Consider the following 25,015-nt stretch of genomic DNA (forward strand, 5'->3'; position numbering starts at 1 on the left):
AAGAGAAAATGCCCACAGAGTTCAACGAGGGTGAAACACTATGAGCAGTTCTGCGGAAACAGCGGTACCTATTGAGTTTACCGAACAAGCCGCAAAGAAAGTGAGCCAGCTGATTGCGGAAGAAGAAAATCCGAACTTGAAGCTGCGCGTCTATGTGACGGGCGGCGGTTGTTCAGGTTTTCAATACGGCTTTACCTTTGATGAAACCCCCAACCCGGGCGATATGCAGGTCGAAAAAGAAGGTGTGACTTTATTGGTTGATCCAATGAGCCTCCAGTATCTTATGGGTGGCATTGTTAGCTATGAAGAAGGCTTGCAAGGTTCGCGCTTTTTCGTTGACAACCCTAATGCCACTACTACCTGCGGTTGTGGTTCAAGTTTCTCTATCTAGGCTATCCAAAACACTCGCTGAAGCTGAAACCAGCACGCATTTGCGCTAAAATAACCTCACCATTTGTTGTGAGGTTTTTTTATGAGTGCATACGCTGAACACATTAAAACCGTTTGTGAGCGCTTCGATAAGGCACTGGCAGATACTGGTTTTGAATCAACTCTGATTTACTCAGGTCAACCACGCGTTGATTTCCTTGATGACAACGCACCTCCGTATCGAGTCAACCCATTGTTTAAATACTGGGTACCCGTCACAGAAAGCCCGAAAAGTGCGATTTTTTATCGCAAAGGCAGCCAGCGCCCAACCGTGTATCTATTTCAGGCAAAAGACTTCTGGCACGCACCGGTCAATGTACCGGAAGAAGAATGGCAGCAGTATGTCGATTTAAAAATTATCGATGACCTTAGCGTTATGACTGACGATATCGGTAGCGATCTTGCCAGTGCCGCCTTTATCGGTGAAGACTTCGCAGAGCCTGTTCACAGCTGGAATGTAAAAGCTCGTAACCCACAGAACTTAATTGATCACTTGCACTTTCACAGAGCCATAAAAACGGAGTGGGAAGTAGAGAATTTGCGCGAAGCCAATAAGCTGGCCGCAAAAGCGCATGTTGCTGCAAAAGAAGCCTTCTATGCTGAGAAAAGTGAGTTGGAAATTCATCATGCCTATTTAGCGGCAATTGATTTTCGTGAATCACAAGTACCTTATAACAGCATTGTCGCTCTGAATAGCCACTCAGCAATTTTGCATTACGATGTTTATGATACTGAGCCACCTAAGCAGTTTCGTTCTTTCCTGATTGATGCGGGCGCACGTTATCGTGGCTACTGTGCTGACATCACGCGTTCTTATGCGTACGAAGAAGGCTTTTATGCGGACTTAGTTAAGGCTATGGATAACGCCCAGAGAGACTTACTGAGTGAAATTAAGCCCGGTGTTAACTATTATGACTTACACGTCTCGATGCACTTGAAGGTGGCTCAGATTCTGAGTGACTTTGGTTTTATCAATGGCGATGCACAAAGTATTTACGACAAAGGTTACACCAGTGCCTTTATGCCTCACGGTCTGGGTCACTTTATTGGCTTGCAGGTTCACGACGTCGGGGGCTTCCTGAAGTCTGATGATGGCAGCAGTTACGAGCGTAGTAAGCGTCATCCGTTCTTGCGTTTGCTACGTGATGTTGAAGAAGGTCAGGTGTTTACCATTGAGCCAGGTCTCTATGTTGTTGACCAGTTGCTCGAAGAGCACAAAGACAGCGACGACATTAACTGGGATAAGGTTGACGAGTTACGACCTTATGGCGGTGTTCGTATTGAAGACAGCATTGTTGTCGGTAAAGACGGAAACAACGAGAACCTGACTCGTGACGCTTTTAAAGCCCTGGGGGCTGAGTAAAGTTTAAGAAAATAACGTTTTAGAACCGAGTACAACCGGGGCCGCTGCACCTGTGACTGCAGGGTGGTTCCCCGGTTTTTTATGCTCATAGCACCAACCTAACCAGGCAAACGCCATTGCCTCAACCCATTGAGGGTCAACTCCAAGCTCTTGCGTCGTTCCACATATCGTTGAACCGAGGCGCTGGGTGATTTCTGTTATGAGCAGCTCATTGTTGGTACCGCCGCCGCAAAAGTAAACCTGCTCAGGCTTCGTGGGTAAACCATTAATTTCGTTACTTAGCGTTTCGGCAGTAAGTGCGAGCAAGGTTCTTTGAACATCTTCAGGTGTGTAGTTCGCTTTGAGAAGCCGCTTTAAATACGCCAGGTTAAACTCTTCACGGCCAGTACTCTTTGGCGCTTTGCGGGAAAAGAATGGATGTTGTAGTAACACATTTAACAGCTCTTCTATAACCTTGCCCTGACTCGCTAAGTGACCATTCTCATCGTAGCTTTTGTTTGCATTGCAGTGTTGTATCCACTGGTCCATCAAGGTATTGGCAGGGCCTGTATCAAAGCCAAGTAGCTGTTGCTGAGGGCCTAACCACGTGATGTTGGCAATGCCACCTAAGTTAACAATAGCGACGCTTTTCTCTGGTTGGGCGAAAATGTGCCTGTGAAACGCCGGGACTAATGGCGCGCCTTGACCGCCAGCTGCGACGTCTTTGCGGCGAAAGTCATGTATGACGTCTATTTGGGTGTTAAATGCCAGCCTGGAAGGATCACCTAACTGCAGCGTGTAAGGCGAACGATGACCGGGTTTGTGACGAACGGTTTGACCATGACTGGCTATGGCTGTGACATTTTCAGCCGGCACTTGAACTTTACTCAATAACTCCTTTACGGCAGCAGCAGATTGCTCAGAAAAAAGTACATCCAACTCAGCGAACTCATCGGCACGCCATTGGTCACTCACGCTAAGCTGTAAGAGCCGATTACGCAGTTCAATTGGAATAGGGAAGCTAAGGGATGCATTTAGAGCAGGCTTTCCGTCAGCGTCTATCTGAACCAGCACGGCGTCAATCGCGTCCATGCTGGTTCCTGACATTAAGCCAACATAAAGCTCGGACATTATCTCATTGCCAAATAAACACGTTTATTGTCGTTTAATACTGCAATAATTTGGTCGGCTTGCTGGCGGAATGCTGGCAGCTCTGACTCGGCCAGAGATTTCGCCTGTGGTAGCTCTACTGTGCGAGGGTTTCTGTGAACGCCATCAACCAGGAATTCGTAATGTAAGTGAGCACCGGTTACCCGGCCTGTTGCGCCGACACGACCAATTACCTGGCCTTGTTTAACGCGATCGCCCGTTCTGACGTGCTTGCGACTTAAATGTAAGTATTTCGTCGTGTAGCGTTCGCCGTGCTGCACAAAAATGTAATTACCATTTAAATGGTTATAGCCAGCCTGAACCACTTTACCGTCACCAGAAGACATAACCGGTGTGCCGGTTGATGCTGCGTAGTCAATGCCGTTGTGCGGGCGCACGCGGCCGGTCACCGGATGCAGGCGACGTGGGTTAAAACTGGAGCTTATATAAGTAAAATTAACCGGCGAGCGTAAAAATGTTTTACGCATTGCACGCCCATTTGGCGTGTAATACTGGCCATTGTCATGCAATATGGCCTGGAAGTGTTCGCCCCGGTTGACGAACTCGGCGGCCAGTATTTTTCCGTAGCCAACAAACTCACCGTCGACGTAATGCGTTTCAAATAACACACTGAACTCATCGTTTTTGCGTAAGTCGAGGGCGAAGTCGATATCCCAACCGAAGATGTTGGCGATACGCATAATTTGGTTGTCGGTCAGTCCGGAACTAATACCAGCATTCCAAAAACTCGAGTCAATTACCGCATGTGCAAACTCGGTACGCACTTCAACGTCTTTAACTTCAACTTCCGCGACAAAGCTGTCTTTTTGACGAGTGATGATGAGTGTGTCGGTGCCGTTAATGTCGTGCGTTAATTGAACTAACTTCTCATTTGAGTCTGTCGCGAAGCGCAGCAGATCGCCAGGATGTACTTTGCGCAGCAGCTTGGCCTCTTCACCTGACTCAGTGACGCGATAAAGCTCTTGTGCGCTAAAACCTAGCTTGCTAAAAATGTCGGCTAAATTATCGCCAGACTTGATTTGATAAGTTTGCCAGTGAAGCTCTTGAGTGGCGCTTTCTTCATTATTGGCGTTATTATCAAAGGCCAGTTCCAGCTGGTAGCGCTTACCCGGAACAAGTTGGTCAACGGAGGTTGTATTTTTAGATGCCGTTGCTGGCTCTGAAGGAATCACCAACAAAATTAATAGAGCAATACTAATCGCGCTGATTAGTATTTTATGAGAATGCGGAAGTTGCAGGAACATCCGCTGCATTTGAGAAACTACTTTCAATGTCATATTTAGCGCACTTTAGAACAAACTTTCTTTATTATGGTTACCCCTGTAAGCGATACACAGGGTGTCTCGTTTACGACCTCAGAATAACCTTATGGTTTCGAGGATAATACGAAAAAACGCAGAATACCAGTTTCTGAGCTTAAAACAGTGTTAAGAATGGCGTAAAATACTCGGTTTGACCGGGTAATCGATGGAGAGGTTTGATGAAAACAGAAGTGGCAGAGGCTATTGCTGAAATTACACGTGGTGCCGAGGAGGTGCTGCTGGAACAAGAGCTGGCAGAGAAGCTGGAAAGCGGCAAGCCTCTGGTTGTTAAAGCTGGTTTTGACCCTACTGCTCCTGATTTGCATTTAGGTCACACCGTGCTTATCAATAAATTGCGGGTGTTACAGGACTTTGGCCATAAAATTGTTTTCCTCATTGGTGACTTTACCGGCATGATTGGTGACCCAACGGGTAAGAATGTGACTCGTAAACCCCTAACACCGGAAGAAGTGGCTGCTAACGCTGAAACCTATAAAGAGCAAGTGTTTAAGATTCTGGACCCGGAAAAGACAGAGATTCGCTTTAACTCGGAGTGGATGTCGAAAATGGGCGCTGCCGATATGATTAAATTGGCTGCCCGTCAAACCGTTGCTCGTATGCTTGAACGTGATGACTTCAAAAAGCGCTACCAAAACAACCAGTCGATTGCGATTCACGAATTTCTGTACCCACTAGTGCAGGGCTGGGATTCTGTAGAACTGAAAGCAGACATCGAACTCGGTGGCACCGATCAGCGTTTCAATCTGCTAATGGGTCGCGAGCTGCAAAAAGAAGAAGGGCTGCGCCCCCAGACCGTCATGATGACGCCGCTGCTGGAAGGCCTGGATGGCGTGCAAAAAATGTCGAAGTCGCTGAATAACTACATTGGTATAACTGAGTCACCCAACGATATGTTTGGCAAAATCATGTCGGTTTCTGATGAGTTAATGTGGCGTTACTTTGACCTTTTAAGTTTCCGCTCCATTGCTGAAATTGATGGTTTAAAAGCGGATGTAGCGGCGGGTAAAAACCCACGTGATGTCAAAGTACTGCTGGCGAAAGAGATTATTGCGCGTTTTCATTCAGACGACGCGGCTGACAAAGCTGAGCAGGACTTTATTCAGCGCTTTCAGAAAAACGCCCTGCCAGATGAGATTGAAGAAAAAACGATAGCCGTCGGTGCTGAAGGCATGGGCATTGCTAATGTGCTAAAAGAAGCGGGGTTAGTTCAATCCACATCGGAAGCATTGCGAATGCTCAAGCAAAATGCTGTGAAGCTGGATGGTGAGCGTTTCACCGACAAGAACTACGTATGCACAGACAAGGACTCGGGTGTCTACCAGGTCGGTAAACGTCGTTTTGCGAAGCTGACGCTGACAGCTTAAGCAGACACTCCCCGAATAAAAAAACGCCGGTTACATCAGTAGCCGGCGTTTTTTATACTTGATGGTTAGATTCGAATTACACTCTGAAGCTCTTAATGGAGTCTTGTAACTCGTCAGCAAGCTTAGCCACTTCATTTGAAGCCTGGGCTGTTTGTTTAGAGCCTGAAGCGGTTTGCTCGGCAATAGAAACAATTGACTCAAGTCGCTCACTGATGTCGTGCGCAGTGCGGCTTTGCTCTTGTGCTGCGTTAGCAATGTGGTTACTGCTGTCAGAGGCTTGATGCACCGATTCAGTAATTGATTGTAGTGCCTGGGCTGCTTCGTCTGACTGTTGAACGCTCAGCTCCGCCTGTTCGCGACCCCGGTTCATAACCTCTACTGCGCGCTTCGAGTCAGTCTGTAAGCTCTCAATCATGTCCTGAATTTCTTCAGTAGACTCTTGAGTGCGACTTGCCAGCGTTCTCACTTCATCCGCAACTACCGCGAAGCCCCGGCCTTGCTCACCGGCACGTGCGGCCTCAATAGCTGCGTTTAGTGCCAGTAAGTTGGTTTGGTCAGCAATACCGCGGATAACGTCCAGAATGCCACCGATGTTACTGCTGTTTTCAGACAGCTGATCGATAACCTGAGAGGCGCCCTGAATTTCGTGAGCCAACTGCTCAATGGTAGAGCGGTTCTTATCTGAAATTTGACGAACACGCTTAGCTTCGTCATCAGAGTGCTGAATTTCACGAAGAGCTTGATCCGCGCCGTCAGCCATTTCACTGGCGGTATTGTTCATCTCTTGGGTTGCCGTCGCAACCTGCTCAATTTGACGACGTTGCTCATCAATGGCGTTAGTGGTTTCGTCTGACACATTTGACGACTGCTCAGCTGCAGTTGCCAATTGCGTGGCGCGATTGGCGATGCCTTCAATCAGCTTACGCAAGTTAACCGTCAGTTTATTCGTATTGGTGGCAAGCTCACCGAACTCATCCTGAGCATCATAATCAACACGCTCAGTTAAGTTACCTTCAGCCATAATATTCAGCATATGGTTAACGCGGGACAGCGGACGACTGATGCTGCGCACAGTCAGCCAGGAAATAAGTACTGCCAGCGCAATAGAGATAACCGTGATAATGCTGTTTATCCAACTGCTGGTCGAAATTGAATCCGCGGCTGAATTACGGCTGTCTTCAGCGATATTACGGACGCTAGTCTGAAGCTCATCGGTTTGCGTCATTAACGTATCTGACTGCTGCTGCGCTTGTTCGAGAGCTCGACCTGCATCGACACGGCGTTGTTGGCGCAAAATAACATTGTTTGGATAAGAACCTGGACCTTGCAGTTTATCAATTGCGTTACGAACAGTTGTTACCGCATCGTCTACCATTTGTTCTGCGCTACCGGTTGATTCATTGTCTAACGCTTCAAGACGCGGGCGAATGCTGTCTATATTGATGTCAATTTCGCTTTTAATAACATTTGCTGAGTCGAGGTTACCGGCTTTGTTTAAGTCATACATTAAGGTAATTAAACTTGATAATGATGACTCTATGTTGCTGGCTTCACGCGAAACCACTTCGTTATTCGACATGTCCATTGTGTCGAGCAGCATGATAGCGGCATCGTCGATGTTAAAAGCAATTTCGTCAAGCTGTTCAGAAGTGGTGCCGCGAAGCTCTAAGTATTCACGCTGATAGTTAAAGAGTTGGTCAATGAGGTCAACGTACTGAGTGACTGACGCTTCTGTACCGTTTATGAGCGCACTTTGACCTTCGCCTTTAATTAATTGCTGAAGATCATTCAGGGAGCTTACCAGTGACTCACGCGACGCATCAAATTCACCGCGATAGGAATCAATAGCTGATAAGGACTCTGCGTAATAGGCTTCAAGTTGCAGACTGGCAAGTTCGAGTGTATCGACCTTAATGGCAGCAACTTCGTTCAGCGCTGGCATGGCTTTGTCGTTAACGTTGTCGACGGATGAGCCTATACTGTTGATGTTAAACAGTGAACTCAAACTGATGACGAGTAAGAGCAGGGTGATGATGGCAAAGCCACCAATTACTCGCATAGCAACCGTTATTTTCATGAAATTTACCTCAGCACAGCAATGATTATATTTGTCTTCTAAGCCTTAAACGCATTTTGATAATAAAAGTTATCACTATTAAGGTCATACAGCGTCATATATTGTCCCCAAACACATCCAGTATCTAACGCAACAATGTCCTGGCGATGGGTTTTGCCCATTAATGCAGCCCAATGTCCGAATAATAGCCGATAGTTGTTGCTTGACCAAAAGTTAAACCACGGCTGTAAGTCATCCTGCGACGAATGTTGATTCGGATCATCCTTGCGAGTTAAATCAAGTTCACCATTTGGGTGACAATAACGCATACGCGTAAATGCGTTCACTATAAAACGGTATCGGTCGAATCCGCTAAGACTTGAGTCCCATTTTGAAGGCTTATTACTAAACATGCTTTTAATAAAGTGTTCAAAGTCAGTGCTTTTCAACGCATCGGAGACCTCGTCAGCGTGAACTTGAGCTTCATCGATAGACCACCAGGGGTAAATACCCGCGTGTGAAATCACATTGGATTCACTTAATTGATGCATCAACGGTTGGTTTCGCAGCCAGTCTACCCAGTCTAACTTCTCGGATGCGGTTAAAATGCCGTTGAGCTTGTCATTACGCTTCGCTTCTCTATGGCCCAAAAGAACAGCGACCAAGTTGAGATCGTGATTGCCCAGTACTGAGTGAACCGAGTGCTCATTCTTGTAGAAAAACCGCAGTGCATCAGCTGAGTCCGGGCCTCTTGCAACGATATCACCAACACACCAAAGCTGGTCTGTGTTATGACTGAAACCGACGGTTTCCAGTAACGCCATGAGCTCGCGATAACAGCCTTGAATGTCACCGACTACGTAAGTTGCCATAATTAGTGAATAATATTGGGGATTGCGAGACGGAAAGACGGGATATCCGCCTTAAACTGGTCGCCGTTTTCATCGAGCATTAAATAATGACCTTCCATGGTACCAATGGGCGTCGCTAAAACGGTACCACTGGTGTAGCTGAAAGACTCACCAGCCTTTAAGATCGGTTGCTGCCCGACAACACCGTCACCAGCGACTCGGGTAATCTTATTCTCAGCATCGGTAATGCGCCATTCTCTTGCCAACAATTGCACTTGTTGAGCTGTCGAGTTCGTAATGGTGATGGTATAGGAAAACACATATTGCTCAGACTCGGGCGAAGACTGTGCCGATAAGTAGTGCGTATTGACTTCAATCTCGATAATGCCTGCCATAAATTACTCAGCCTGCTCGGTTAACCAATCTGAAAGTTTGCAATAGTCCTGGACTGACAGCGTTTCTGGTCTAGCTGATGGGTCAATGCCCAACGACTCTAACTGCTCAGCGGGTATCAGCCCTTTGAGGTTATTTCTTATTGTTTTACGACGTTGGTTAAACGCTGTCAAACACAAACTGTGCAATTGTTTGCGGTCTTTAACCTGGTAGGGACTGGTCTTATAAGGCGTTAAGCGAACCACCGCTGACTCTACTTTCGGCGGTGGGGTAAACGCCGAGGGTGGCACATAGACAACCGGAGTTACCTCACATGCTTGCTGCACACCGACGCTAATGCGGCCGTAGTTTTTTGAGCCTGGCTCCGCCGCTAACCGGTCAACCACTTCTTTTTGCAGCATAAAATGCATATCTTCAATGCTGTCTGCAAAAGACAGTAAATGAAAGATAAGTGGCGTCGAGATATTGTAGGGCAAGTTGCCAAATACACGAGCTGGTTTTTCATCGGTAAATTGACGAAAGTCCGTTTTAAGCGCATCCGCTTCTATAACGTCCAGTTTTTGATTTAAAAACGGGTGCGTACGCAAGCGCTCAACCAAGTCTCGGTCAATTTCGACAACTTTCAAATAACCGCTACGATCAGCCACCGGCTCGGTCAAAGCGGCCAGGCCTGGGCCAATTTCAATCAAGTTTTCACCGGGCTCCGGATTAATGGCATCAACAATTTCTTCAATAATGCTTTCGTCATTTAAGAAATTCTGACCGAAGCGTTTACGGGCGCGGTGTCCCAAGTGAGTTTGGGAGTGGTTTTGGTGTTTACTCATAATAACTTGCGTTTGCCATATCAATAGCGGTTTGTATTGCCAAGCGGCAGCTACCGTCGTTTATATTGCCTGTGCCCGCTAAATCGAGCGCGGTACCGTGGTCAACTGAGGTTCGAATGTAGGGCAGGCCGAGCGTAATATTGACCGCTTGTCCGAAGCCTTTGTACTTTAAAACCGGCAGCCCCTGATCATGATACATAGCGACAACGGCGCTGGCGTCGTCTAAGTATTTGGGCTGAAAAATAGTATCTGCGGGATAAGGGCCGTGTAAGTTCATGCCACCAGCATTGAGCGTTTCGATAACCGGAGCAATGGTTTCAATTTCCTCATGGCCTAAATGACCGGACTCACCGGCATGTGGGTTTAAGCCGCAGACTAAAATTTTAGGCTGAGTCTCGCCGAATTTTTGGGTTAAGTCGTTGTGCAATATCGTCAGGATGTTTGTCAGTCGTTCCTTTGTAATTGCTTTAGAAACGTACGCTAACGGTATGTGAGTAGTTACTAATGCGACGCGTAGCCCCTCGGTCGCCAGCATCATAACAACGTCGTTGCAATCTGCTTCGTGAGCTAAAAACTCAGTGTGCCCGGAAAAGGCGACGCCTGCCTGATTAATCACCCCTTTATGAACAGGGCCGGTCACGATGGCATCAAATTCACCCGATAAATTGCCATCGGATGCACGTTTTAAACAATCGACCACATAATGGCCATTGGCTACGGTCAGCTCGCCAGCCGTCACAGGCTCACACACAGGTAAATGCTCAACCCATAAATGACCGGCCTCGTGCTTAGGCACTTTCTGGCCTTTTTGGTACTTATGGAATGTCACTGGCAAGTTCAGAAGCTCTGCTCGCTCGCGCAGCATATTTTTATCAGCGCAAACGACAACAGCAGCCTCCAGGGGCTGCTGCGCCACTTTCAATATTAAATCCGGGCCAATGCCGGCAGGCTCACCCGGAGTAAATATCAGCGTTGGATAACTCACTCAGCAACCCGTCTTATGTAGGCTTGATCGCGCATTTCCTGTTGCCAGTTGTCCAATTCTTCACGGAACTTACGGCTAAACAACATCTGATAAGCACGTTCTTGTTTGCTTTCGTTGGTTGCGTCGGTCGTACGTCTGTCTGTCACTTCCACTATATGCCAGCCAAACTGAGTCTTGAACGGCTCACTAATGGTATTCGCTGGAATGGTTTTAACTTTTTCTTTGAATTCAGGTGCGTACTTGTCCGGGCGTGCCCAGCCTAAATCGCCACCACGCGAAGCCGAACCAGGATCTGACGAGTGTTCCTTCGCTAATTCTTCAAACGTTTTGTCTCCGGCAGCTATTTGCTCACGGAACGAATTCAGCATTTCTTTTGCCTTATTGTCGGACAAAATAACAGACGGCTGAATCAGAATATGACGTGCTTTGACTTCTTCAACTTCAACGGTTTGCTCGCCGCGTTTGTCCTGAACTTTCAGAATGTGGAAACCAACACCACTGCGAATAGGACCAACGACATCTCCGGCTGATTTTCCTTCAACGGCTTCAGCGAACAACGTTGGCATACTATTAATTGTCATCCAGCCCATGTCACCGCCGTCTAATGCCGCCGAGCCTGACGACGAACGTATTGCCAAGTCAGAAAAATCGCTTCCTTCGTCCAGCAGTCGTAACACGGTCTCAGCACGATCTTTCGCTTTTTCTAGCTCGCTTTGCGATGAGTTAGAGTCTGCAGAGATAAGAATATGGCCTAAACGGTATTCGGTTTGAGTGCTTTGGTTACTGTCTATTAGTTTAACCAGGTTATTGATTTCTTGCGGAGTAATCGAGACACGCTGCTGTACAGCCGCTCGTTGAACCTGCTGAATGGTAATTTCGTTGCGAACATTTTCGCGGTAGCTCGCCCAGCTAATACCATTGTCAGCCATTTTCTGGCGCAGCTCATCTACGGTCAGGTTTTGCTCTTGAGCAATGCCGTTAATGGTTTGCTCGAGTTGTGCATCACTCACTTCGATACCCATGCGGTCGGCCATTTGTAGCTGAATTTCCTGCAATATCAGTCGCTCAATCGCTTGGGTTTCCAATACTTCGTCGGAGGGGGCATTAGCAGAGTTGAAGTTGTTACCTGCTTTTACCTGTTGCACCAGTTGGTCAATTTGACTTTGTAATACAACACCATCGTCAACGACAACAACAACCCGATCCAGAAGCTGCTGTGCGTGAGTTGTGTTACTGACCAGCAATGGCGTTGCCAAAAGCATTGCCGTTGCAAAAAAAGCTACCAATTTTTTCATTCTACCTACCACTAGTTACTGAGATAAAAAGGACGGCGATAACCGTACGTACTTTTCTCGAGCATATCTATCAGCCCCCGATTGTCAGAGGCTAAACCGCTAATAATAAATTGTATGCTAATACCGTTGTCAAACTCGGTGTCAGCGTTAATCGTCGCATTGTTAAAGGCCGGTTCAAGATCACGATTTATTCTTCGATAAGCACTGACGCGAACAGCCCAGCAGCAATTGCTGTATTGGACGCCTACCATAGCATCATTTACCCGATCGTGTGTTAAGTCGTAAAATACATTTGCTGCGACTTGCCATTGTTTACTGGCAGCAAATACGGCCTGAGTACCAATTTGTTCAATGTCGTTATTTAAAATATTAGTCGCTTTACGGTGACTGACCTGCACTAAGTTGCTGCTGTTTTTTCGATACTCCAGTGCGGTCTGACTCTTACGTGTGCTATTAAGTTCCGTATCGTACTGGATAGAACTCTTTAGTGACCATTCGTCGGTCATTGTCCAGTTTATATCGGCAACCCATTCACTGTTGCTGGAAGTGAATGTCGGCTCTTTCGTTTCATCAATAAGAAGCTCTGTTCTACTGTCTTCGATGTTATATATTTGGCCGAGGCTGGCTCTTAACACTTCGCGCTCGCTATCCGTGAATAGACTGGTTGTGAGTCCGTATGTTACCTGATTCGCTTCCGCAATCCGGTCAAGCCCCGAAAAACGGCGGCTGCGAAATAGACCGTAATAGTCGTCTTGTAATAATGCCGTGTCGTAAATGCCGATGTTCTGTTGGTTTTCGTAAGGCACATACAAATACTGAATTTGCGGTGACAGCGTTTGACGGTATCCGTCGCTGGTTTCTCGCTCTAAATGCAGCTGAGCTTGTAAACGTAATCTCGGTAATGCCCGTGTGACATCGTCGTCTAGTCGGGCATCGTCGCTTTGCTGGCGATAACGAGTAAATAGGTAAGACAGCTCTGCTTCAGTGTCAAAAGCGGGTTTTTCATAGCGATATTTAACGCTGGGCTCAACGTGGGCACGAGTCGCATAATTACTGGCCTTGTCTTGGTTCTGAAAGTAGGTCAGTTCAGTGTATAAGTTAGTACTAAAACCCGTGAATTTGTTTTGTTCATAACTCAGACTGATTTGCGGTAGTGTTCTATATGGACTGAGATAATCACCCAAAATCTCGTAGTCTTCGGTTCGGACCTGAGCTGTCCAGTTTTCGTTGATGTAATCAAGCTGAGCCACTCGGTATAGGTGAGTATCTGCGCGTCCGGCGAAGTCGCTGCCAAAATCATTTAAGTAGTTATCGTCACTGATTTGCGTACCATCCAGGTACAGGCTTAATTGCTCATTAAATTGCGTCTTGTGCTGAACATGCCAAAGGTAGCGGCTTTCTTCGGTTGCGATAGCACGGTCATTATTTAAGTATTCCAGATTTAATTGGCCTGCGCTCTCTTCAAATAAATAGCGATACTCTCCGGAAAACATCGTGCCGCGTTCCGACATATAGATGGGCGCTATCGTGGCGTCCATATTCGGCGCTATATTCCAGTAATAAGGTACTTCAACCTCGAAGCCATTATTAGAAGACGAGTCGAAAGTTGGGTACAGGAACCCTGTTTTGCGTGCGTCGCTTATTGGAAAGTTGAAGTAGGGCAAATAAAGAATAGGAACGTCAAAGAGTTCAAAACGTGCGTGCCAGGCCTCACCAAAGTCACTGTTCTCGTCTATTTCAATCCGTTCTGCGCGTAGCTGCCATGCGGGAGTTTCGCCGGGGCAGGTGGTGAAGCTGGAGTCTTGCAGCAGCACGTTTTGCTGCGATAAAGAAAGCAGCTCAGCGTGCCCACGAGCGTTTACGTTGGTCAGCCTGTAGTCACTGGAGTAAAGCCGAGCCTCATTACTGTTTAAGTCTAAAAACAACGATTCGCCACTGACATTTAAGTAGCCATCGCTGAAGTTAATGCCATTGCTGGCCTCAATTTGACCTTTTTGCTGATCGAGAGTTGCTGCCTGAGTAGATAGCCACTGCCCGTTGTGCTGGATAATGACGTTACCCTCAAAGTAAGCTTTGTCATTTGATAAAATGCGCGCAGATTTAGACTCGACACCGATTGCGCCCGCTTGTATTGCTTGCAGCTGCATGGATTTATCGGCAATGCTTTCAACAGGCGTCACCTGACATACCAACGGTTGAGATACTGAATTTTGTGGCGTTGCTGATGCCAAACCTGAAAGAAATAGCAACAGGACAGGGAGCAGCGACGTTACTGTGGTAAGTCTAAGCAACAAATGAGTCATCCGTTTTGGTCGTTGTTAGCATTATTGTATCTACGTAAAGGGCAATATAATAAAGCAATTTTGTTTGTTTCGCTATTTGATACACTGCAAGTTTTACGCGAAGAAAGTATATTTCTGGAGGGCATTTTGGAAGATAAACGTGAACTGGCTCTGCAAGCTTGGTGTGAGTTGCAGACTGGCGTAACACAACCAACGTTGGAAGTGGTCTCTGGAGACGCTAGTTTCCGCCGGTATTTTCGCGCAACCAATGGACGGGAAAGCCTTATTGCCGTTGACTGCCCTCCTGATAAAGAGCCGATGGAACCCTTTTTAGCGGTCGCAGAAGCCTATCGCGATGCCGGCGTGACGGTTCCGGAAGTGGTGGCCGCTGACACTGAGCATGGCTTTATGTTGCAGTCGGACTTTGGTCAAATTCTGTTGCTAAGTAAGCTGCATGAGCGCAATGCACGGCAGTTTTATGGTGATGCGCTAGCTGCGCTGCCTCATATTATGGACGTGACTAAAACTCGGTTAGGTACTTTGCCGAAGTTTGACCAGGCGTTACTTGAGCGCGAATTGGGACTTTTCAAAGACTGGTTGTTGGGAACTCATTTGAATGTTGAATGGCAGCCCGATGATGAACGAATTTGGACTCGTTTTTGCGACATAATGATAAATAATGCGCTGGCGCAGCCTCAGGTTGGCGTGCATCGCGACTACCACTCCAGAAATTTAATGCTGCTGAATGATGATCGAATTGGCATTATTGATTTCCAGGATGCGGTAGTTGGTCCTATTACCTATGACGCAGTATCACTGCTACGTGACTGCTACATTGAGTGGCCGGATGAATTGGTCGATGAATTAAGTAATACCTTGCGTCAGCGTTTGATAGACAGCAACCGATTAGCGGCACAAACTGACGAAGCTCAGTGGCAACAGTGGTTTGATTTAATGGGTATGCAACGGCACACCAAGGCGGCAGGAATATTTGCCCGCTTAGCACATCGTGACAAGAAGCCGGGATACCTGCAGGACGTACCCAGAACTCTGGGGTACCTGGAGCGAATTAGCCAGCGTTACACTGACCTGAATGAATACAACGCCTGGTTGAATGAACGAGTACTACCGGCGTGGGAGCAACAATGAAAGCGATGATTTTAGCGGCTGGTCGCGGGCAGCGCATGCGACCACTCACCGATAATCAACCGAAACCGTTGTTGTCCGTTGCAGGAAAACCTTTGCTGACCTATCACTTAGAAAAACTTGCCAGCGCTGGTGTTCGTGAAGTGGTGATTAATCATGCCTGGAAAGGAGAACAAATTGAGCAATTCGTTGGTGACGGCTCAGAGTGGAAGCTACAGGTGTCGTTTTCTCCAGAACCAGAGGGCGGTCTTGAGACCGCTGGCGGCATTATTCAAGCGTTGCCGTTACTGGGGGATGAACCGTTTTGGGTGATCAATGGCGATATCTGGACGGACTGGGATTATTCTGAACTGCCGAAAGGCCTACCGGATGACATGCTGGCGCATCTGGTCATGGTTGATAATCCGCCGCATAACGCGGATGGCGACTTTGGCGTTAAGGATGGCTACCTGACAGAAAAAACGCAGGATTCGAAAACTTTTGCCGGCATTGGTCTGTACCGAAAAACGTTGTTAGAGCCATACCCTGAAGGGAAGCACCCATTAAAACCATTTTTTGAAAAAGCGATGGCTGAGCGAAAAGTTCTGGCGTCTGTTATGGGCGGCTTGTGGACCGACGTGGGCACTCCCGAACGGCTGGAGCAACTGAATCAACAAGTAGGAAAACAGCAATGATTTGGGGAAAAGTAATAGGCGCGTTGGCTGGGTTTGCTTTTATGAAATGGCCGGGCGCAATTTTAGGTGCGTTGGTCGGGCATTGGTTTGACCGTGGTATGGCTCAGGACTTTTCTAAGCGAGGTGCCTGGGGGCGTTTTTTATATGGTGCAGAGAAAGCGGCCGGCGATGCGAATTTCATTTATACCCTATTTGCGGTGATGGGGCATGTCGCCAAAGCAAAAGGGCGAGTGACCGAGCGCGATATTGCACAAGCGCAGTATTTAATGCAACAGCTAAAACTGGGCACCGATGCGACCAAAGAAGCACAAGATGCCTTTCGTGAAGGCAAAGAAGCTACCTTCCCGTTGCAACAAGTAATGAAAGATTTCAGCGCATCATTTTATGGCAACCGAGATGTGCTTCAGCTCTTTATGGAACAGCTGATTGGCCTTGCTCTGAATGATGGCGTACTGGAAAAGGCCGAACATGAAGTACTGGTGGATGTGGCAAAAGCGCTGGGGTTCACGCGCTTCCAGCTTGACCAATGGTTGATCATGGAAAAGGCGGCGTTTCGTTTTCATCAGCAGCGTCAGCGCAGTCATGCGGGAAGTGGCGGGCGTCAGTCGTCGACGAAAAGTGATTTAGCAGACGCTTACCAAATATTGGGTGTGACTGAGAAAAACAGCAACGCAGAAATTAAAAAGGCGTACCGGAAGTTAATGGCGCGACACCACCCCGATAAGTTAGCGTCGCAGGGGCTTCCCGAAGAGGTGATGAAACAAGCACAGCAAAAAGCGAGAGATATTCAAGCGGCTTATGAGCAGATAAAAGAGCACAGAAATATTCGCTAATTATCAGTACCCATGAAACTCCAGCCAGCCTTTAACCGTGGAGCGTAACTCAGCTTGACCAGCGTTGCCGGACGTCAGTAGCTGACGTTGCCGGTACGAAACGTGCTGGTATTTGGTGGCGAGCTTTTTGCGCAGTGACCATTGTGCCTCCAGCCAGCGGTTACTCTCTGCGGCTCGAATGTCCAGAATAGGCAACGGTGACTTGGCAATTCGCTCTGAGAGTGCTTTGTTGAAATGATACTGAGGAATGTAAGCATTCACTATCACCAGTGCATCCGGCATCATTGATGGTGTTTTTTCGAGTAGTCGCAGCGTTATATCCGCAGTTATCCCCTCTACTACCCAAACGGCAAAGCCAGGCTGGCTGAGTGTTTCTTCCTGCAATAAGGCGATGCGCTTTTCTAAAGCGATAACTAGCGGTTCGAATACGCTATCGTCTGCGTGCTCGGGAAAATGCGTGCGCGTCGCCGGTGTTTGCAAATTGTCGGTGCGAATGGTGTTATCGGGCGGTGTTAACGCCCAAGTTGTCCAACCAAAGTCGGGAGCCACTTCATACAAATAACTGACGTAAAATGATTGCAAAGGATGATAGTGCCAGTCGGGAATTAGCGTCATTTGTCCACTTTCGAACGCCTGTAAATACTCCTTTTTTAGCACTAAAAAGCGCGCAGCGTCACCATCCATCAACCAATGCAATTGGTCCTCGGGAAGGTAACGCTGCAAATCGTCCTGTGCATTCAACACAGGAGCAGTGACGAAAAACAGCAAAAAGGTGATTAGAAAATGACGTTTCATAGTTCCAGTATCGGCTTCAGAAACCGGAACTTGATAATAAAAAGACCTAAAAAGGCAGTTGGCTGGTGAAAGTAACGGTTTGCTCGCTTAAAGGGTGGGTAATGGTCAATGAGTGGGCGTGCAAATGCAGTCGGTCGGTCATATTAAACGCGTCAGCGTGAGCGTAAAACTTGTCGCCTAAAATGGGGCAACCTAGCGCCTGCATGTGTACGCGAAGCTGGTGAGAACGCCCGGTGTGCGGATAGAGTTCAACCCGTGAATAATTTTCATGGGTTGCTAACACGCGGTAACCCGTTGTGCTGTCTTTGCCGGTAACGAAATCCATGTGCTGGCGGGGACGGTTCGGCCAGTCACATGACAGTGGTAACTCTACCATACCTTGCTGTGCCGGCATTTGTCCCCACACATCTGCAATGTAGGTTTTTTGTGTGGTGCGTTGCTGGAACTGACGACTAATCTGGCTTTGTGCGAGCCGGGTTTTCGCCAGCAGAATAACGCCCGAGGTCGCCATGTCGAGTCGGTGAACAACCCGAATTTCAGGGAGCACACGCTGCGCTCTTGTGTATACTGAATCGCGATGTTCAATATGCTTACCGGGCACGCTGAGCAGGCCACTTGGCTTATCAACCACCAATAATTCAGAGTCCTCGTAAATGACGGCTAAATAAGGCTCTAACGGTGGCTGATAATGCAATAAAGCCATCAGTGATTATTCACCAATATACGAATGGCTGTAAGCGATAATTGTGGTTGCTCGGTTGCTGTCAGTAGGGTCGTCTCGCGCTCTTTTAGCGCCTCAATCTCCGACTCGCGAACGGACGGATTAACGTCTTTCAGTGCTTCCAGGCGTGTGAGCTCTCGTTGCAGTGTGTCACTGATTTTCGCACGCTGATCGCTTATCAGGCCTTCCTGCCAGCGACGCGCTTGCTCCTGAGCACCGTGTATCAAGTCTTGTGCCGGTCCGCGTAACTGCTTAAGAATTTGGCGAGCGGTTTTTTTATCAAGGAAACTGGCTTGCTGATCAAGTAACTCTCTGGAGACCTTATCGGATAGCTCTCTGCCTTGGCTATCTAATAGCAGACGTAGGTTACCTTGCGGGCAAAACTCCTGCACCGCCGTTTTAGCAGGCGCTACTACTGTATTGGTAAAGTCCAGCTCAAGAAACCAGGCGCCCGCTGGAATAGCCGTGTTTTTCATTTGCGCAACGCAGGTACTTCCAAAGTCGTCTGAAGACAGAAGCTCTAAAGCGGCCTGAACCATCGGATGATCCCAGCTGAGAAAGTCGACATCTTCAAAATTTAATGCAGTAACACGATCGAAAGTGACCGTGATGCCATCTTCCGGCAGGCCAGGGAGTCCTGGAATACGCATGTGTTCGCTGGCGCGAATGAACCAACGGTTCTCGTCCAGAACTTCGTTGTTCACACCAAAGCGGTCCCAAAATGCGAGCATAAAGTCCGCAACGGTATCAACGTCTGAGTCTGCATTGATATGTTCAATAATGCGCTCAGCTTGTTCAGGCCGACAGGCGTTCATTGCTTGTAGCTTGTCGTGGCCCTGCTTATTCAGTTCGCGCCAGGCTTCACTAAGCTCTTGCGTTTGCTGAATGATGTCATCCGACAAGGGCTGATGCTTTTCAAGGGCTGTTTCAATGAAGTTACCAAAGGCGTCATAGAGTTTACGACCAATGGCATTGCACTGACGAAAGGCGTTCATGCCTTGCTCATACCAGGGCAGTAAAATAGCTTCGTTAGAGCCGGCGTTGTAGGGCAGGTAAATATCAATTGTATTTTGTTGCCCAATGCGATCTAAACGACCAATGCGCTGCTCAAGTAAGTCCGGGTTGGTGGGCAAGTCGAACAGAACAAGCTGGCTGACGAACTGAAAGTTACGCCCCTCACTGCCTATTTCAGAGCACAACAATATCGGGCTGCCATCTTCTTCACTGGCAAAAAAGGCGGCAGAGCGGTCTCGCTCCGTTAATGTCATGCCTTCGTGGAAGGTCGCTGCTTGAACGCCCGCGAGGACACGCAATGCTTCCGATAAATCCAGTACCTGTTCCGCCGTTTTGCAGATTAATAAAGCTTTGCTGTTGCGATTCTCTTTAATGTGGTTAATGAGCCAATCGACCCGCGGGTCATCCATCCACCAGGGCATGTCTGCGTCCGGCGTAAATTCAGGCAACTCGATGGCGTGAAAACGACGCTCAGGGAAGCCGCCTATATCGGCACGGCGGTTGCGGAACATAACCCGGCCGGTACCGTATTTGTCGAGAAGCTCATCAAGCTTTTTATCATCGGTCACAGACTCAGCCTGCTCCGCGAGTTCTTTGTAGTGTTCCTGCTCTTTCAAAAAGGCGTCATAGTCACTGAAACGATCAGGATCAAGCAGCTGCAAACGCAAGAAATGGCCTTCGGAGCCTTCTTGCTCAGGCGTTGCGGTTAACAGCAATAAACCCGGAATGGATTCGCACAGCGCTTTGACCTGTGCAAACTCGTCAGCGTCCGGCTGCAAGTGGTGCGCTTCGTCAATGACAAGTAAATCGAAATCAGCGTCCGAAAGTGCGCTTTGCCATTTGGGCTCTTTAATAAAGTCACTACTGACAATAATGTGCTGTTCAGTCAGAAACGGATTGTCGGTATCCTCCGCGGCTTGCTCACAGCGTTCTTCGTCGAACAGGGTAAAGCTTAAAGCGAAGCGGCGGCGCATCTCGATAAGCCATTGGTGCATGAGCGATTCAGGCACCACGACAAGAACGCGTTGAGATCGATCCGTCATCAGCCGACGTTTTATGATCATACCGGCTTCAATGGTTTTACCTAAGCCCACTTCATCGGCCAGCAACACCCGCGGGTGGTAGCGATCGGCCACCGTTTTAGCAATATAAAGCTGGTGCGGCAGTAATTGGGTACGCACGCCCAACAGCCCGGCAACTTCGCTGTTTTGGTAAGCTGCGAGATGCTGATTCGCTTCGCAGCGTAACTGATACATATCTAAACGGTCAGATTGCCCGGCTAACAAACGCGTCAATGCCGGATTGTTGTCAATTTGATAGGACAACTGGGGTTCAGGAACGGTAACCTGTTCCTGCGTGTCTTCGCGTTTGCCATGGTAAGTGACAATACCGGCCGCTTCAGACAACTCTTCAATAATGAAGGTCCAGCCGTCAGCGTGCTTTCCTTGCTGTCCGTCCTGCAACAGGTAACGGACTAATGGTGCCTCTTGTGCAGCGTATAAGCGCACTTCACCATTAGCAGGAAACATGACGGTTATATGGCGTCCCTCTGCTTGTGTGATAAGGCCAAGCCCCATTTCTGTTTCGGTTTCACTGAGATACCGTTGGCCGACTCTAAATTCACTCACTGCAGAACTCCCAATCGCTTTATTTAAGGGCGGCAATGGTACTGAATTCGCCGAAAAATTCCGAGAAAAAATTTCTCTCTGTCACTATTTTGTCATTAATTTTAGACTAAGCTGTAATTAAACAATAACGACAAAAGGTAAACGCCTATGTCTGAAAATAAAGCGGGTAAATATTTCATCCTCGATACCAACATTCTGCTGCATGACCCCCTTGCTTTCCTTAACTTTGAAGAACACAGCGTCATTATTCCCATGGTGGTTCTCGAAGAGCTCGACAAAATTAAAGACCGAAATAAAGACGTTAGCCGAGAGGCCCGGGTTGCCATTCGTTCTTTAGAGGAAGCGTTAAAAGAGGCTCGGCCGGATGAAATTATTGATGGGGTAAAACTCAGTCGCATGCACGGAGAGCACAACGCTCAAGGAACGTTGGCAATATTCCCGGACTATCAGCTCGAGCAAAATGAATCGGTGCTGTCTTTGTCCGAGAACGATCACCGCATTATTCAGGCGGCGCTGGAAATTCAGAAGGATAAAGCACCGGCGGCGGTGGTGTTGGTCACCAAAGACATCAATATGCGACTGAAAGCCAAAGGCGCAGGCATGAAGTATGTTGAAGATTACCGCACTGACCAGCTTATTGACGATATACGCCTGTTGACCAAAGGCTTTTACAAATTCGAGGGGGACTTCTGGTCGCAGGTTGGTGAAGTTGAAACGCATCAGGAAGGTCGTGACGCTTATCACACGGTGGGACGGGAGTTGCTGCCGCAGATATTTGCTAACGAATACATTATTGACGAGACCAATCATTTTGCCGCACGGGTGGATAGTTACGACAATGACTCCGTGACGCTGATGGACTTGGGCGTTGAGCGCCTGATGTCTTACGACGCCTGGGGAGTACGTCCCAAAAATATTTATCAGGCAATGGCGCTGCACGCGTTGCTTGATACGCACATGGATATGGTCGTGCTGACCGGTCCGGCAGGCAGTGGTAAGACGTTTTTAGCGCTTTCTGCGGCGCTACAAATGGTGGTAGAGCAGGGCATTTATGAAAAGATTATCGTGACCCGTAATACGCCGGAAATAGCTGAGTCGATAGGTTACTTGCCGGGTACGGAAGAAGAAAAAATGGCGCCCTGGCTGTCGGCGATTACAGACTCGCTGGAAGCTCTGCATAAGCATGACGAAAGTATGGAATCGAGCCTGAGCTACATTATGAAAAAAGCGAACATTCAGTTTAAGTCGTTGAATTTTATGCGTGGCCGCAGTATTCAAAATGCCATTGTCATTTTGGATGAAGCACAAAACTTAACTGCTTCACAGCTTAAAACACTAATCACTCGCTGTGGGGAGAACACTAAATTGATTGTATCGGGAAACCTGGCGCAAATAGACAGCTATTACCTAACGGCGGTGACGTCGGGACTTACGTACATTGTGGAGCGTTTTAAAGACTACCCGGGCAGTGCCACCATTAATCTAAATGGCGTTGTTCGTAGTTCACTTGCGCAATTTGCAGAAGAGCATTTATAGCCCAGAAAAACTTTAGTTGACCGGTTTTACGGTGTACTGACCGGTATGAATGTGAAATTCGGTTTCCTCACTGACGGTTCCCGCTGGCATAGCGGCGGGGCCGGTTACATCAACCAAAACGTATTGAATACCATCGTGCTCAATGGTGGTGTCACTGTCACGTTTACTCATATTAATGCCAAAAACGGCGTGGTCGGGCAGGTAAATAATGGCCATCTGAGCGTTGTTAATGATGTTGCGCATAATGGCTGTCATTAACGTGACTTTGCTGTCACAGTCGCCCTGATTGTAGTAAATCAGTTGGTTCGGTGGCACGAAACCATCGCCTCGGCTATCAAGTTTGCTGCTTAAGTCATTATATGGAATATGCTGTAAAAAGCTGGTTACGTAGTTGATGTAGTTGCGTTGGGTGTTGTTACCCAATTGCTCGCCAATCGCATTGATGAGCGGCTTAATAACGGACGCCATTTCACCGGCTATAGCGGCATGATCAGGAATAATTCCCTGTTGTCCGGGCGGTAGGGAGATAGTTTCGTAGAAATTGGAGTCCAGATAATCTACCCAACGTTCATTGTAATATTCGCGCAGCCGCTGCTTGTATTGCTCAAGCTGAGCTTGTTGCTCCCGACTTCTGGCTTTACTGGTTATCAGCTCAACACTTTGCTGGCGGGGTGTTAATTTGGCTTGAATGCCACGCCATTGTTGCTGACGAATGTATCGGTTGAGCTGTCGGCTTAATTCGCGCTGGCTTCGTTCAAGATTAAATCCTCGATAACGCTTTAATGGAGCCAGAAAGTCGTTCTTATCGGCGGAGAACTCGATAGTGTTTTGATTGCCGTCGAAGTCGTCCCAGTGATACGAAAAGTGAAGCTGATTGTCTTGTTCATTGAGTTGAAAAAAAGACTGGGCAAAGCTGCTAATGGGGAATAGCAGCAGAAATACAAAAGAAAGCCAGACAAACGCATCATTATGAGGTGTCACGCTGGCTTTCCTATTAACCCTTAAAACTTCATTTCCGTAATGGGGCTTTCTTCGAATTTAAGGTCGATTTGGTACTCGACACCGCCCGCACGGACAAAAAAGTAGGTTTTTTCTTTCTTAAAGACTTCTAATAAAGAGACCAGCCGGAGTCCAGGGCGACGCTCTGGCGGCAAATCAGTAAACTCAACACCGCTGCGTGATACGAGAATGTTGTCGTATTTCGCGCCGGTGATTAAGAGAAGTTTTTTATTTTCGTCTTTTAAGAGAATTGTATTGCCCGTAACTGAATACGGTTCTTCGTTACCAAACAAGGTCAGCTCCTGTCACATCAACTGATTACTGAGCACACTATAACGAATTATCGCTTGTTGGCAAAGAATTGCTCAAGAAATCCTCGACAATTAGCAGTGCGGCTTGACTATCGACAAGTCCTTTATCGAGTTTCTTAAACCCTCCTGCGTTGAATAATTCTTCGCGCGCGGCGGTAGAAGTGAGTCGCTCGTCCTGAAAGGCGACCGGCAAACCAAAACGCCCATGTAATCGATTGCCAAACTTTTTCGCGCGTTGGGTGAGTGGCTGCTCTGTTCCGTCCATATTTAATGGCAGGCCGACAACCAATTGCTCGGGCTGCCACTCTTTAAATAGCTGCTCAATAGCGTCCCAATTGGGAATGCCATCTTTTGCCTTTAATGCGCTAAGCGGTGAGGCAGTACCAGTAATACGTTGGCCGACGGCGACACCAATGCTTTTGGTGCCAAAGTCAAAGCCGATAACCGTACTCATGCGTGGCCTACATCAGGTGCCAGCTTCCAAACATCAAAGCCGAGTTGTTCTGTGGCCTTTTGCCAACGCTCGCTAACAGGCGTATTGAACAGGAGTTCCGGGTCGGCCGGTATGGCTAACCAGGAGTTGTCTTCCATTTCTTCTTCCAGCTGACCCGCTTCCCAGCCAGCATACCCCAATGTCAGTAAAAAATGCTGTGGCGCGGCCGATGAGCCTAATGCCTCTAAAATATCGCGCGAGGTCGTGACCATAATATCGTCGCTCATTTTCATGCTGGCGCGCCAGTTGTCTTGTGGCGGGTGAATGACGAAACCACGCTCACGACCGACAGGGCCGCCTTGATAAACCTGACCTTGCAGATACTCGTTATTCTCCGGGTAAACAATTTCCAGCTTATCCAGCAGCGAGGTCACACTAAGTTCGGCAGGTTGATTAATGACAAGCCCCATAGCGCCATCTTCGTTGTGCTCACAAATGTAAGTCACGGTTCGCTTAAATGCTGGATCATTCAGCATAGGGGTTGCTATCAAAAAATGGTTTTGTAAGCTGTTCATCCGATTCACCGACTCCTTAACGATAATCTCTACTTCC

23 protein-coding genes are annotated in these 25,015 nt (G+C 47.9%); 7 read left to right on the forward strand and 16 right to left on the reverse strand.

The window, feature by feature from the left end; genetic code table 11:
- Nucleotides 1–40 precede the first annotated feature (40 nt).
- The gene (gene erpA, locus CWC33_RS07530; RefSeq protein ID WP_053953885.1) at nt 41–391 is read left to right on the forward strand and encodes an iron-sulfur cluster insertion protein ErpA; all 351 of its coding nucleotides are present in this window, start codon (nt 41–43) and stop codon (nt 389–391) included.
- Between the two features lie 81 nt (nt 392–472).
- Nucleotides 473–1,792 (forward strand): Xaa-Pro dipeptidase, encoded by a 1,320-nt coding sequence (pepQ, locus tag CWC33_RS07535; protein ID WP_100691438.1) that lies wholly within the window; start codon nt 473–475, stop codon nt 1,790–1,792.
- A 3-nt stretch (nt 1,793–1,795) separates the two neighbouring features.
- Here pepQ and CWC33_RS07540 read toward each other — a convergent pair whose 3' ends face one another.
- Both CWC33_RS07540 and CWC33_RS07545 read right to left on the reverse strand, forming a co-directional pair.
- Complete coding sequence (locus tag CWC33_RS07540; protein WP_100691439.1) at nt 1,796–2,902, reverse strand: anhydro-N-acetylmuramic acid kinase; 1,107 nt, start codon at nt 2,900–2,902, stop codon at nt 1,796–1,798.
- Nucleotides 2,902–4,218, reverse strand: a complete 1,317-nt coding sequence (locus tag CWC33_RS07545; protein WP_100691440.1) for an OapA family protein — start codon at nt 4,216–4,218, stop codon at nt 2,902–2,904. The genes CWC33_RS07540 and CWC33_RS07545 overlap by 1 nt, the downstream gene beginning before the upstream one ends.
- A 203-nt stretch (nt 4,219–4,421) precedes the next feature.
- On the opposite strand from CWC33_RS07545, the gene tyrS reads away from it, so the two are divergent.
- Nucleotides 4,422–5,627: a tyrosine--tRNA ligase gene (tyrS, locus tag CWC33_RS07550; protein ID WP_100691441.1), complete on the forward strand. Its 1,206-nt coding sequence runs from the start codon at nt 4,422–4,424 to the stop codon at nt 5,625–5,627.
- 76 nt (nt 5,628–5,703) lie between these two features.
- Here the strand turns inward: tyrS and CWC33_RS07555 are convergent, their stop codons facing one another.
- The 7 genes from CWC33_RS07555 to lptD are packed head-to-tail and all read right to left on the reverse strand — an operon-like array spanning nt 5,704 to nt 14,334.
- Nucleotides 5,704–7,704 carry a methyl-accepting chemotaxis protein gene (locus CWC33_RS07555; RefSeq protein WP_100691442.1) on the reverse strand — a complete coding sequence of 667 codons (2,001 nt, stop codon included), beginning with the start codon at nt 7,702–7,704 and terminating at the stop codon, nt 5,704–5,706.
- Nucleotides 7,705–7,742: 38 nt separating this feature from the next.
- Nucleotides 7,743–8,555: a symmetrical bis(5'-nucleosyl)-tetraphosphatase gene (locus CWC33_RS07560; protein WP_100691443.1), complete on the reverse strand. Its 813-nt coding sequence runs from the start codon at nt 8,553–8,555 to the stop codon at nt 7,743–7,745.
- Between the two features lie 2 nt (nt 8,556–8,557).
- On the reverse strand, nt 8,558–8,929 hold the full coding sequence (apaG, locus tag CWC33_RS07565) for a Co2+/Mg2+ efflux protein ApaG (RefSeq protein ID WP_088767444.1): 372 nt from the start codon (nt 8,927–8,929) through the stop codon (nt 8,558–8,560).
- A gap of 3 nt (nt 8,930–8,932) precedes the next feature.
- Nucleotides 8,933–9,751, reverse strand: a complete 819-nt coding sequence (gene rsmA / locus CWC33_RS07570) for a 16S rRNA (adenine(1518)-N(6)/adenine(1519)-N(6))-dimethyltransferase RsmA (RefSeq protein ID WP_100691444.1) — start codon at nt 9,749–9,751, stop codon at nt 8,933–8,935.
- Nucleotides 9,744–10,736, reverse strand: coding sequence for a 4-hydroxythreonine-4-phosphate dehydrogenase PdxA (gene pdxA, locus CWC33_RS07575; protein WP_088767446.1), 993 nt, complete (start codon nt 10,734–10,736; stop codon nt 9,744–9,746). Before pdxA ends, rsmA begins: the two co-directional genes overlap by 8 nt.
- Nucleotides 10,733–12,031, reverse strand: a complete 1,299-nt coding sequence (surA, locus tag CWC33_RS07580) for a peptidylprolyl isomerase SurA (RefSeq protein WP_100691445.1) — start codon at nt 12,029–12,031, stop codon at nt 10,733–10,735. The genes pdxA and surA overlap by 4 nt, the downstream gene beginning before the upstream one ends.
- An 11-nt stretch (nt 12,032–12,042) precedes the next feature.
- Nucleotides 12,043–14,334 carry an LPS assembly protein LptD gene (gene lptD, locus CWC33_RS07585; RefSeq protein WP_100691446.1) on the reverse strand — a complete coding sequence of 764 codons (2,292 nt, stop codon included), beginning with the start codon at nt 14,332–14,334 and terminating at the stop codon, nt 12,043–12,045.
- On the opposite strand from lptD, the gene CWC33_RS07590 reads away from it, so the two are divergent.
- Genes CWC33_RS07590 through djlA form a run of 3 tightly spaced genes read left to right on the forward strand, consistent with a single transcriptional unit; the run spans nt 14,326 to nt 16,966 of the window.
- Nucleotides 14,326–15,462, forward strand: coding sequence for an aminoglycoside phosphotransferase family protein (locus CWC33_RS07590; protein WP_232709772.1), 1,137 nt, complete (start codon nt 14,326–14,328; stop codon nt 15,460–15,462). The genes lptD and CWC33_RS07590 overlap by 9 nt on opposite strands.
- Nucleotides 15,459–16,133 (forward strand): N-acetylmuramate alpha-1-phosphate uridylyltransferase MurU, encoded by a 675-nt coding sequence (gene murU, locus CWC33_RS07595; RefSeq protein ID WP_100691447.1) that lies wholly within the window; start codon nt 15,459–15,461, stop codon nt 16,131–16,133. The genes CWC33_RS07590 and murU overlap by 4 nt, the downstream gene beginning before the upstream one ends.
- A complete protein-coding gene (gene djlA, locus CWC33_RS07600) occupies nt 16,130–16,966 on the forward strand; it encodes a co-chaperone DjlA (RefSeq protein ID WP_100691448.1) in 837 nt (278 codons plus the stop codon). The genes murU and djlA overlap by 4 nt, the downstream gene beginning before the upstream one ends.
- 3 nt (nt 16,967–16,969) lie before the next feature.
- Here djlA and CWC33_RS07605 read toward each other — a convergent pair whose 3' ends face one another.
- Genes CWC33_RS07605 through rapA form a run of 3 tightly spaced genes read right to left on the reverse strand, consistent with a single transcriptional unit; the run spans nt 16,970 to nt 21,124 of the window.
- Nucleotides 16,970–17,761 (reverse strand): DUF3530 family protein, encoded by a 792-nt coding sequence (locus CWC33_RS07605; RefSeq protein WP_100691449.1) that lies wholly within the window; start codon nt 17,759–17,761, stop codon nt 16,970–16,972.
- Between the two features lie 46 nt (nt 17,762–17,807).
- Nucleotides 17,808–18,464: a pseudouridine synthase gene (locus tag CWC33_RS07610; RefSeq protein ID WP_100691450.1), complete on the reverse strand. Its 657-nt coding sequence runs from the start codon at nt 18,462–18,464 to the stop codon at nt 17,808–17,810.
- On the reverse strand, nt 18,464–21,124 hold the full coding sequence (rapA, locus tag CWC33_RS07615) for an RNA polymerase-associated protein RapA (RefSeq protein ID WP_100691451.1): 2,661 nt from the start codon (nt 21,122–21,124) through the stop codon (nt 18,464–18,466). Before rapA ends, CWC33_RS07610 begins: the two co-directional genes overlap by 1 nt.
- A gap of 147 nt (nt 21,125–21,271) precedes the next feature.
- Here rapA and CWC33_RS07620 point away from each other — a divergent pair, with 147 nt between their 5' ends.
- Entirely contained in the window at nt 21,272–22,660 is a 1,389-nt protein-coding gene (locus CWC33_RS07620; protein ID WP_100691452.1) for a PhoH family protein, read from the forward strand.
- Between the two features lie 12 nt (nt 22,661–22,672).
- On the opposite strand, the gene CWC33_RS07625 is transcribed toward CWC33_RS07620, so the two are convergent.
- The 4 genes from CWC33_RS07625 to CWC33_RS07640 are packed head-to-tail and all read right to left on the reverse strand — an operon-like array spanning nt 22,673 to nt 24,978.
- Complete coding sequence (locus CWC33_RS07625; RefSeq protein ID WP_232709773.1) at nt 22,673–23,641, reverse strand: hypothetical protein; 969 nt, start codon at nt 23,639–23,641, stop codon at nt 22,673–22,675.
- Nucleotides 23,642–23,661: 20 nt separating this feature from the next.
- Nucleotides 23,662–23,952, reverse strand: a complete 291-nt coding sequence (locus CWC33_RS07630) for a hypothetical protein (RefSeq protein WP_088767455.1) — start codon at nt 23,950–23,952, stop codon at nt 23,662–23,664.
- Between the two features lie 37 nt (nt 23,953–23,989).
- A complete protein-coding gene (ruvX, locus tag CWC33_RS07635; protein ID WP_100691453.1) occupies nt 23,990–24,424 on the reverse strand; it encodes a Holliday junction resolvase RuvX in 435 nt (144 codons plus the stop codon).
- On the reverse strand, nt 24,421–24,978 hold the full coding sequence (locus CWC33_RS07640; protein WP_100691454.1) for a YqgE/AlgH family protein: 558 nt from the start codon (nt 24,976–24,978) through the stop codon (nt 24,421–24,423). The genes ruvX and CWC33_RS07640 overlap by 4 nt, the downstream gene beginning before the upstream one ends.
- Between the last annotated feature and the right edge of the window lie 37 nt (nt 24,979–25,015).

The sequence above is a fragment of the Idiomarina sp. X4 genome, from assembly GCF_002808045.1.
Taxonomy (GTDB): Bacteria; Pseudomonadota; Gammaproteobacteria; order Enterobacterales; family Alteromonadaceae; genus Idiomarina.

Excerpts from the sequence above, each read along its gene's own strand:
- tyrS (WP_100691441.1), top strand. The coding sequence starts at position 4,422 with ATGAAAACAGAAGTGGCAGAGGCTATTGCTGAAATTACACGTGGTGCC.
- CWC33_RS07560 (WP_100691443.1), bottom strand. The coding sequence starts at position 8,555 with ATGGCAACTTACGTAGTCGGTGACATTCAAGGCTGTTATCGCGAGCTC.
- apaG (WP_088767444.1), bottom strand. The coding sequence starts at position 8,929 with ATGGCAGGCATTATCGAGATTGAAGTCAATACGCACTACTTATCGGCA.
- murU (WP_100691447.1), top strand. The coding sequence starts at position 15,459 with ATGAAAGCGATGATTTTAGCGGCTGGTCGCGGGCAGCGCATGCGACCA.
- pepQ (WP_100691438.1), top strand. The coding sequence starts at position 473 with ATGAGTGCATACGCTGAACACATTAAAACCGTTTGTGAGCGCTTCGAT.
- CWC33_RS07545 (WP_100691440.1), bottom strand. The coding sequence starts at position 4,218 with ATGACATTGAAAGTAGTTTCTCAAATGCAGCGGATGTTCCTGCAACTT.
- lptD (WP_100691446.1), bottom strand. The coding sequence starts at position 14,334 with ATGACTCATTTGTTGCTTAGACTTACCACAGTAACGTCGCTGCTCCCT.
- CWC33_RS07610 (WP_100691450.1), bottom strand. The coding sequence starts at position 18,464 with ATGGCTTTATTGCATTATCAGCCACCGTTAGAGCCTTATTTAGCCGTC.
- CWC33_RS07540 (WP_100691439.1), bottom strand. The coding sequence starts at position 2,902 with ATGTCCGAGCTTTATGTTGGCTTAATGTCAGGAACCAGCATGGACGCG.
- surA (WP_100691445.1), bottom strand. The coding sequence starts at position 12,031 with ATGAAAAAATTGGTAGCTTTTTTTGCAACGGCAATGCTTTTGGCAACG.
- ruvX (WP_100691453.1), bottom strand. The coding sequence starts at position 24,424 with ATGAGTACGGTTATCGGCTTTGACTTTGGCACCAAAAGCATTGGTGTC.
- CWC33_RS07555 (WP_100691442.1), bottom strand. The coding sequence starts at position 7,704 with ATGAAAATAACGGTTGCTATGCGAGTAATTGGTGGCTTTGCCATCATC.
- CWC33_RS07590 (WP_232709772.1), top strand. The coding sequence starts at position 14,326 with ATGAGTCATCCGTTTTGGTCGTTGTTAGCATTATTGTATCTACGTAAA.
- CWC33_RS07640 (WP_100691454.1), bottom strand. The coding sequence starts at position 24,978 with ATGAACAGCTTACAAAACCATTTTTTGATAGCAACCCCTATGCTGAAT.
- CWC33_RS07605 (WP_100691449.1), bottom strand. The coding sequence starts at position 17,761 with ATGAAACGTCATTTTCTAATCACCTTTTTGCTGTTTTTCGTCACTGCT.
- CWC33_RS07620 (WP_100691452.1), top strand. The coding sequence starts at position 21,272 with ATGTCTGAAAATAAAGCGGGTAAATATTTCATCCTCGATACCAACATT.
- djlA (WP_100691448.1), top strand. The coding sequence starts at position 16,130 with ATGATTTGGGGAAAAGTAATAGGCGCGTTGGCTGGGTTTGCTTTTATG.
- erpA (WP_053953885.1), top strand. The coding sequence starts at position 41 with ATGAGCAGTTCTGCGGAAACAGCGGTACCTATTGAGTTTACCGAACAA.
- rsmA (WP_100691444.1), bottom strand. The coding sequence starts at position 9,751 with ATGAGTAAACACCAAAACCACTCCCAAACTCACTTGGGACACCGCGCC.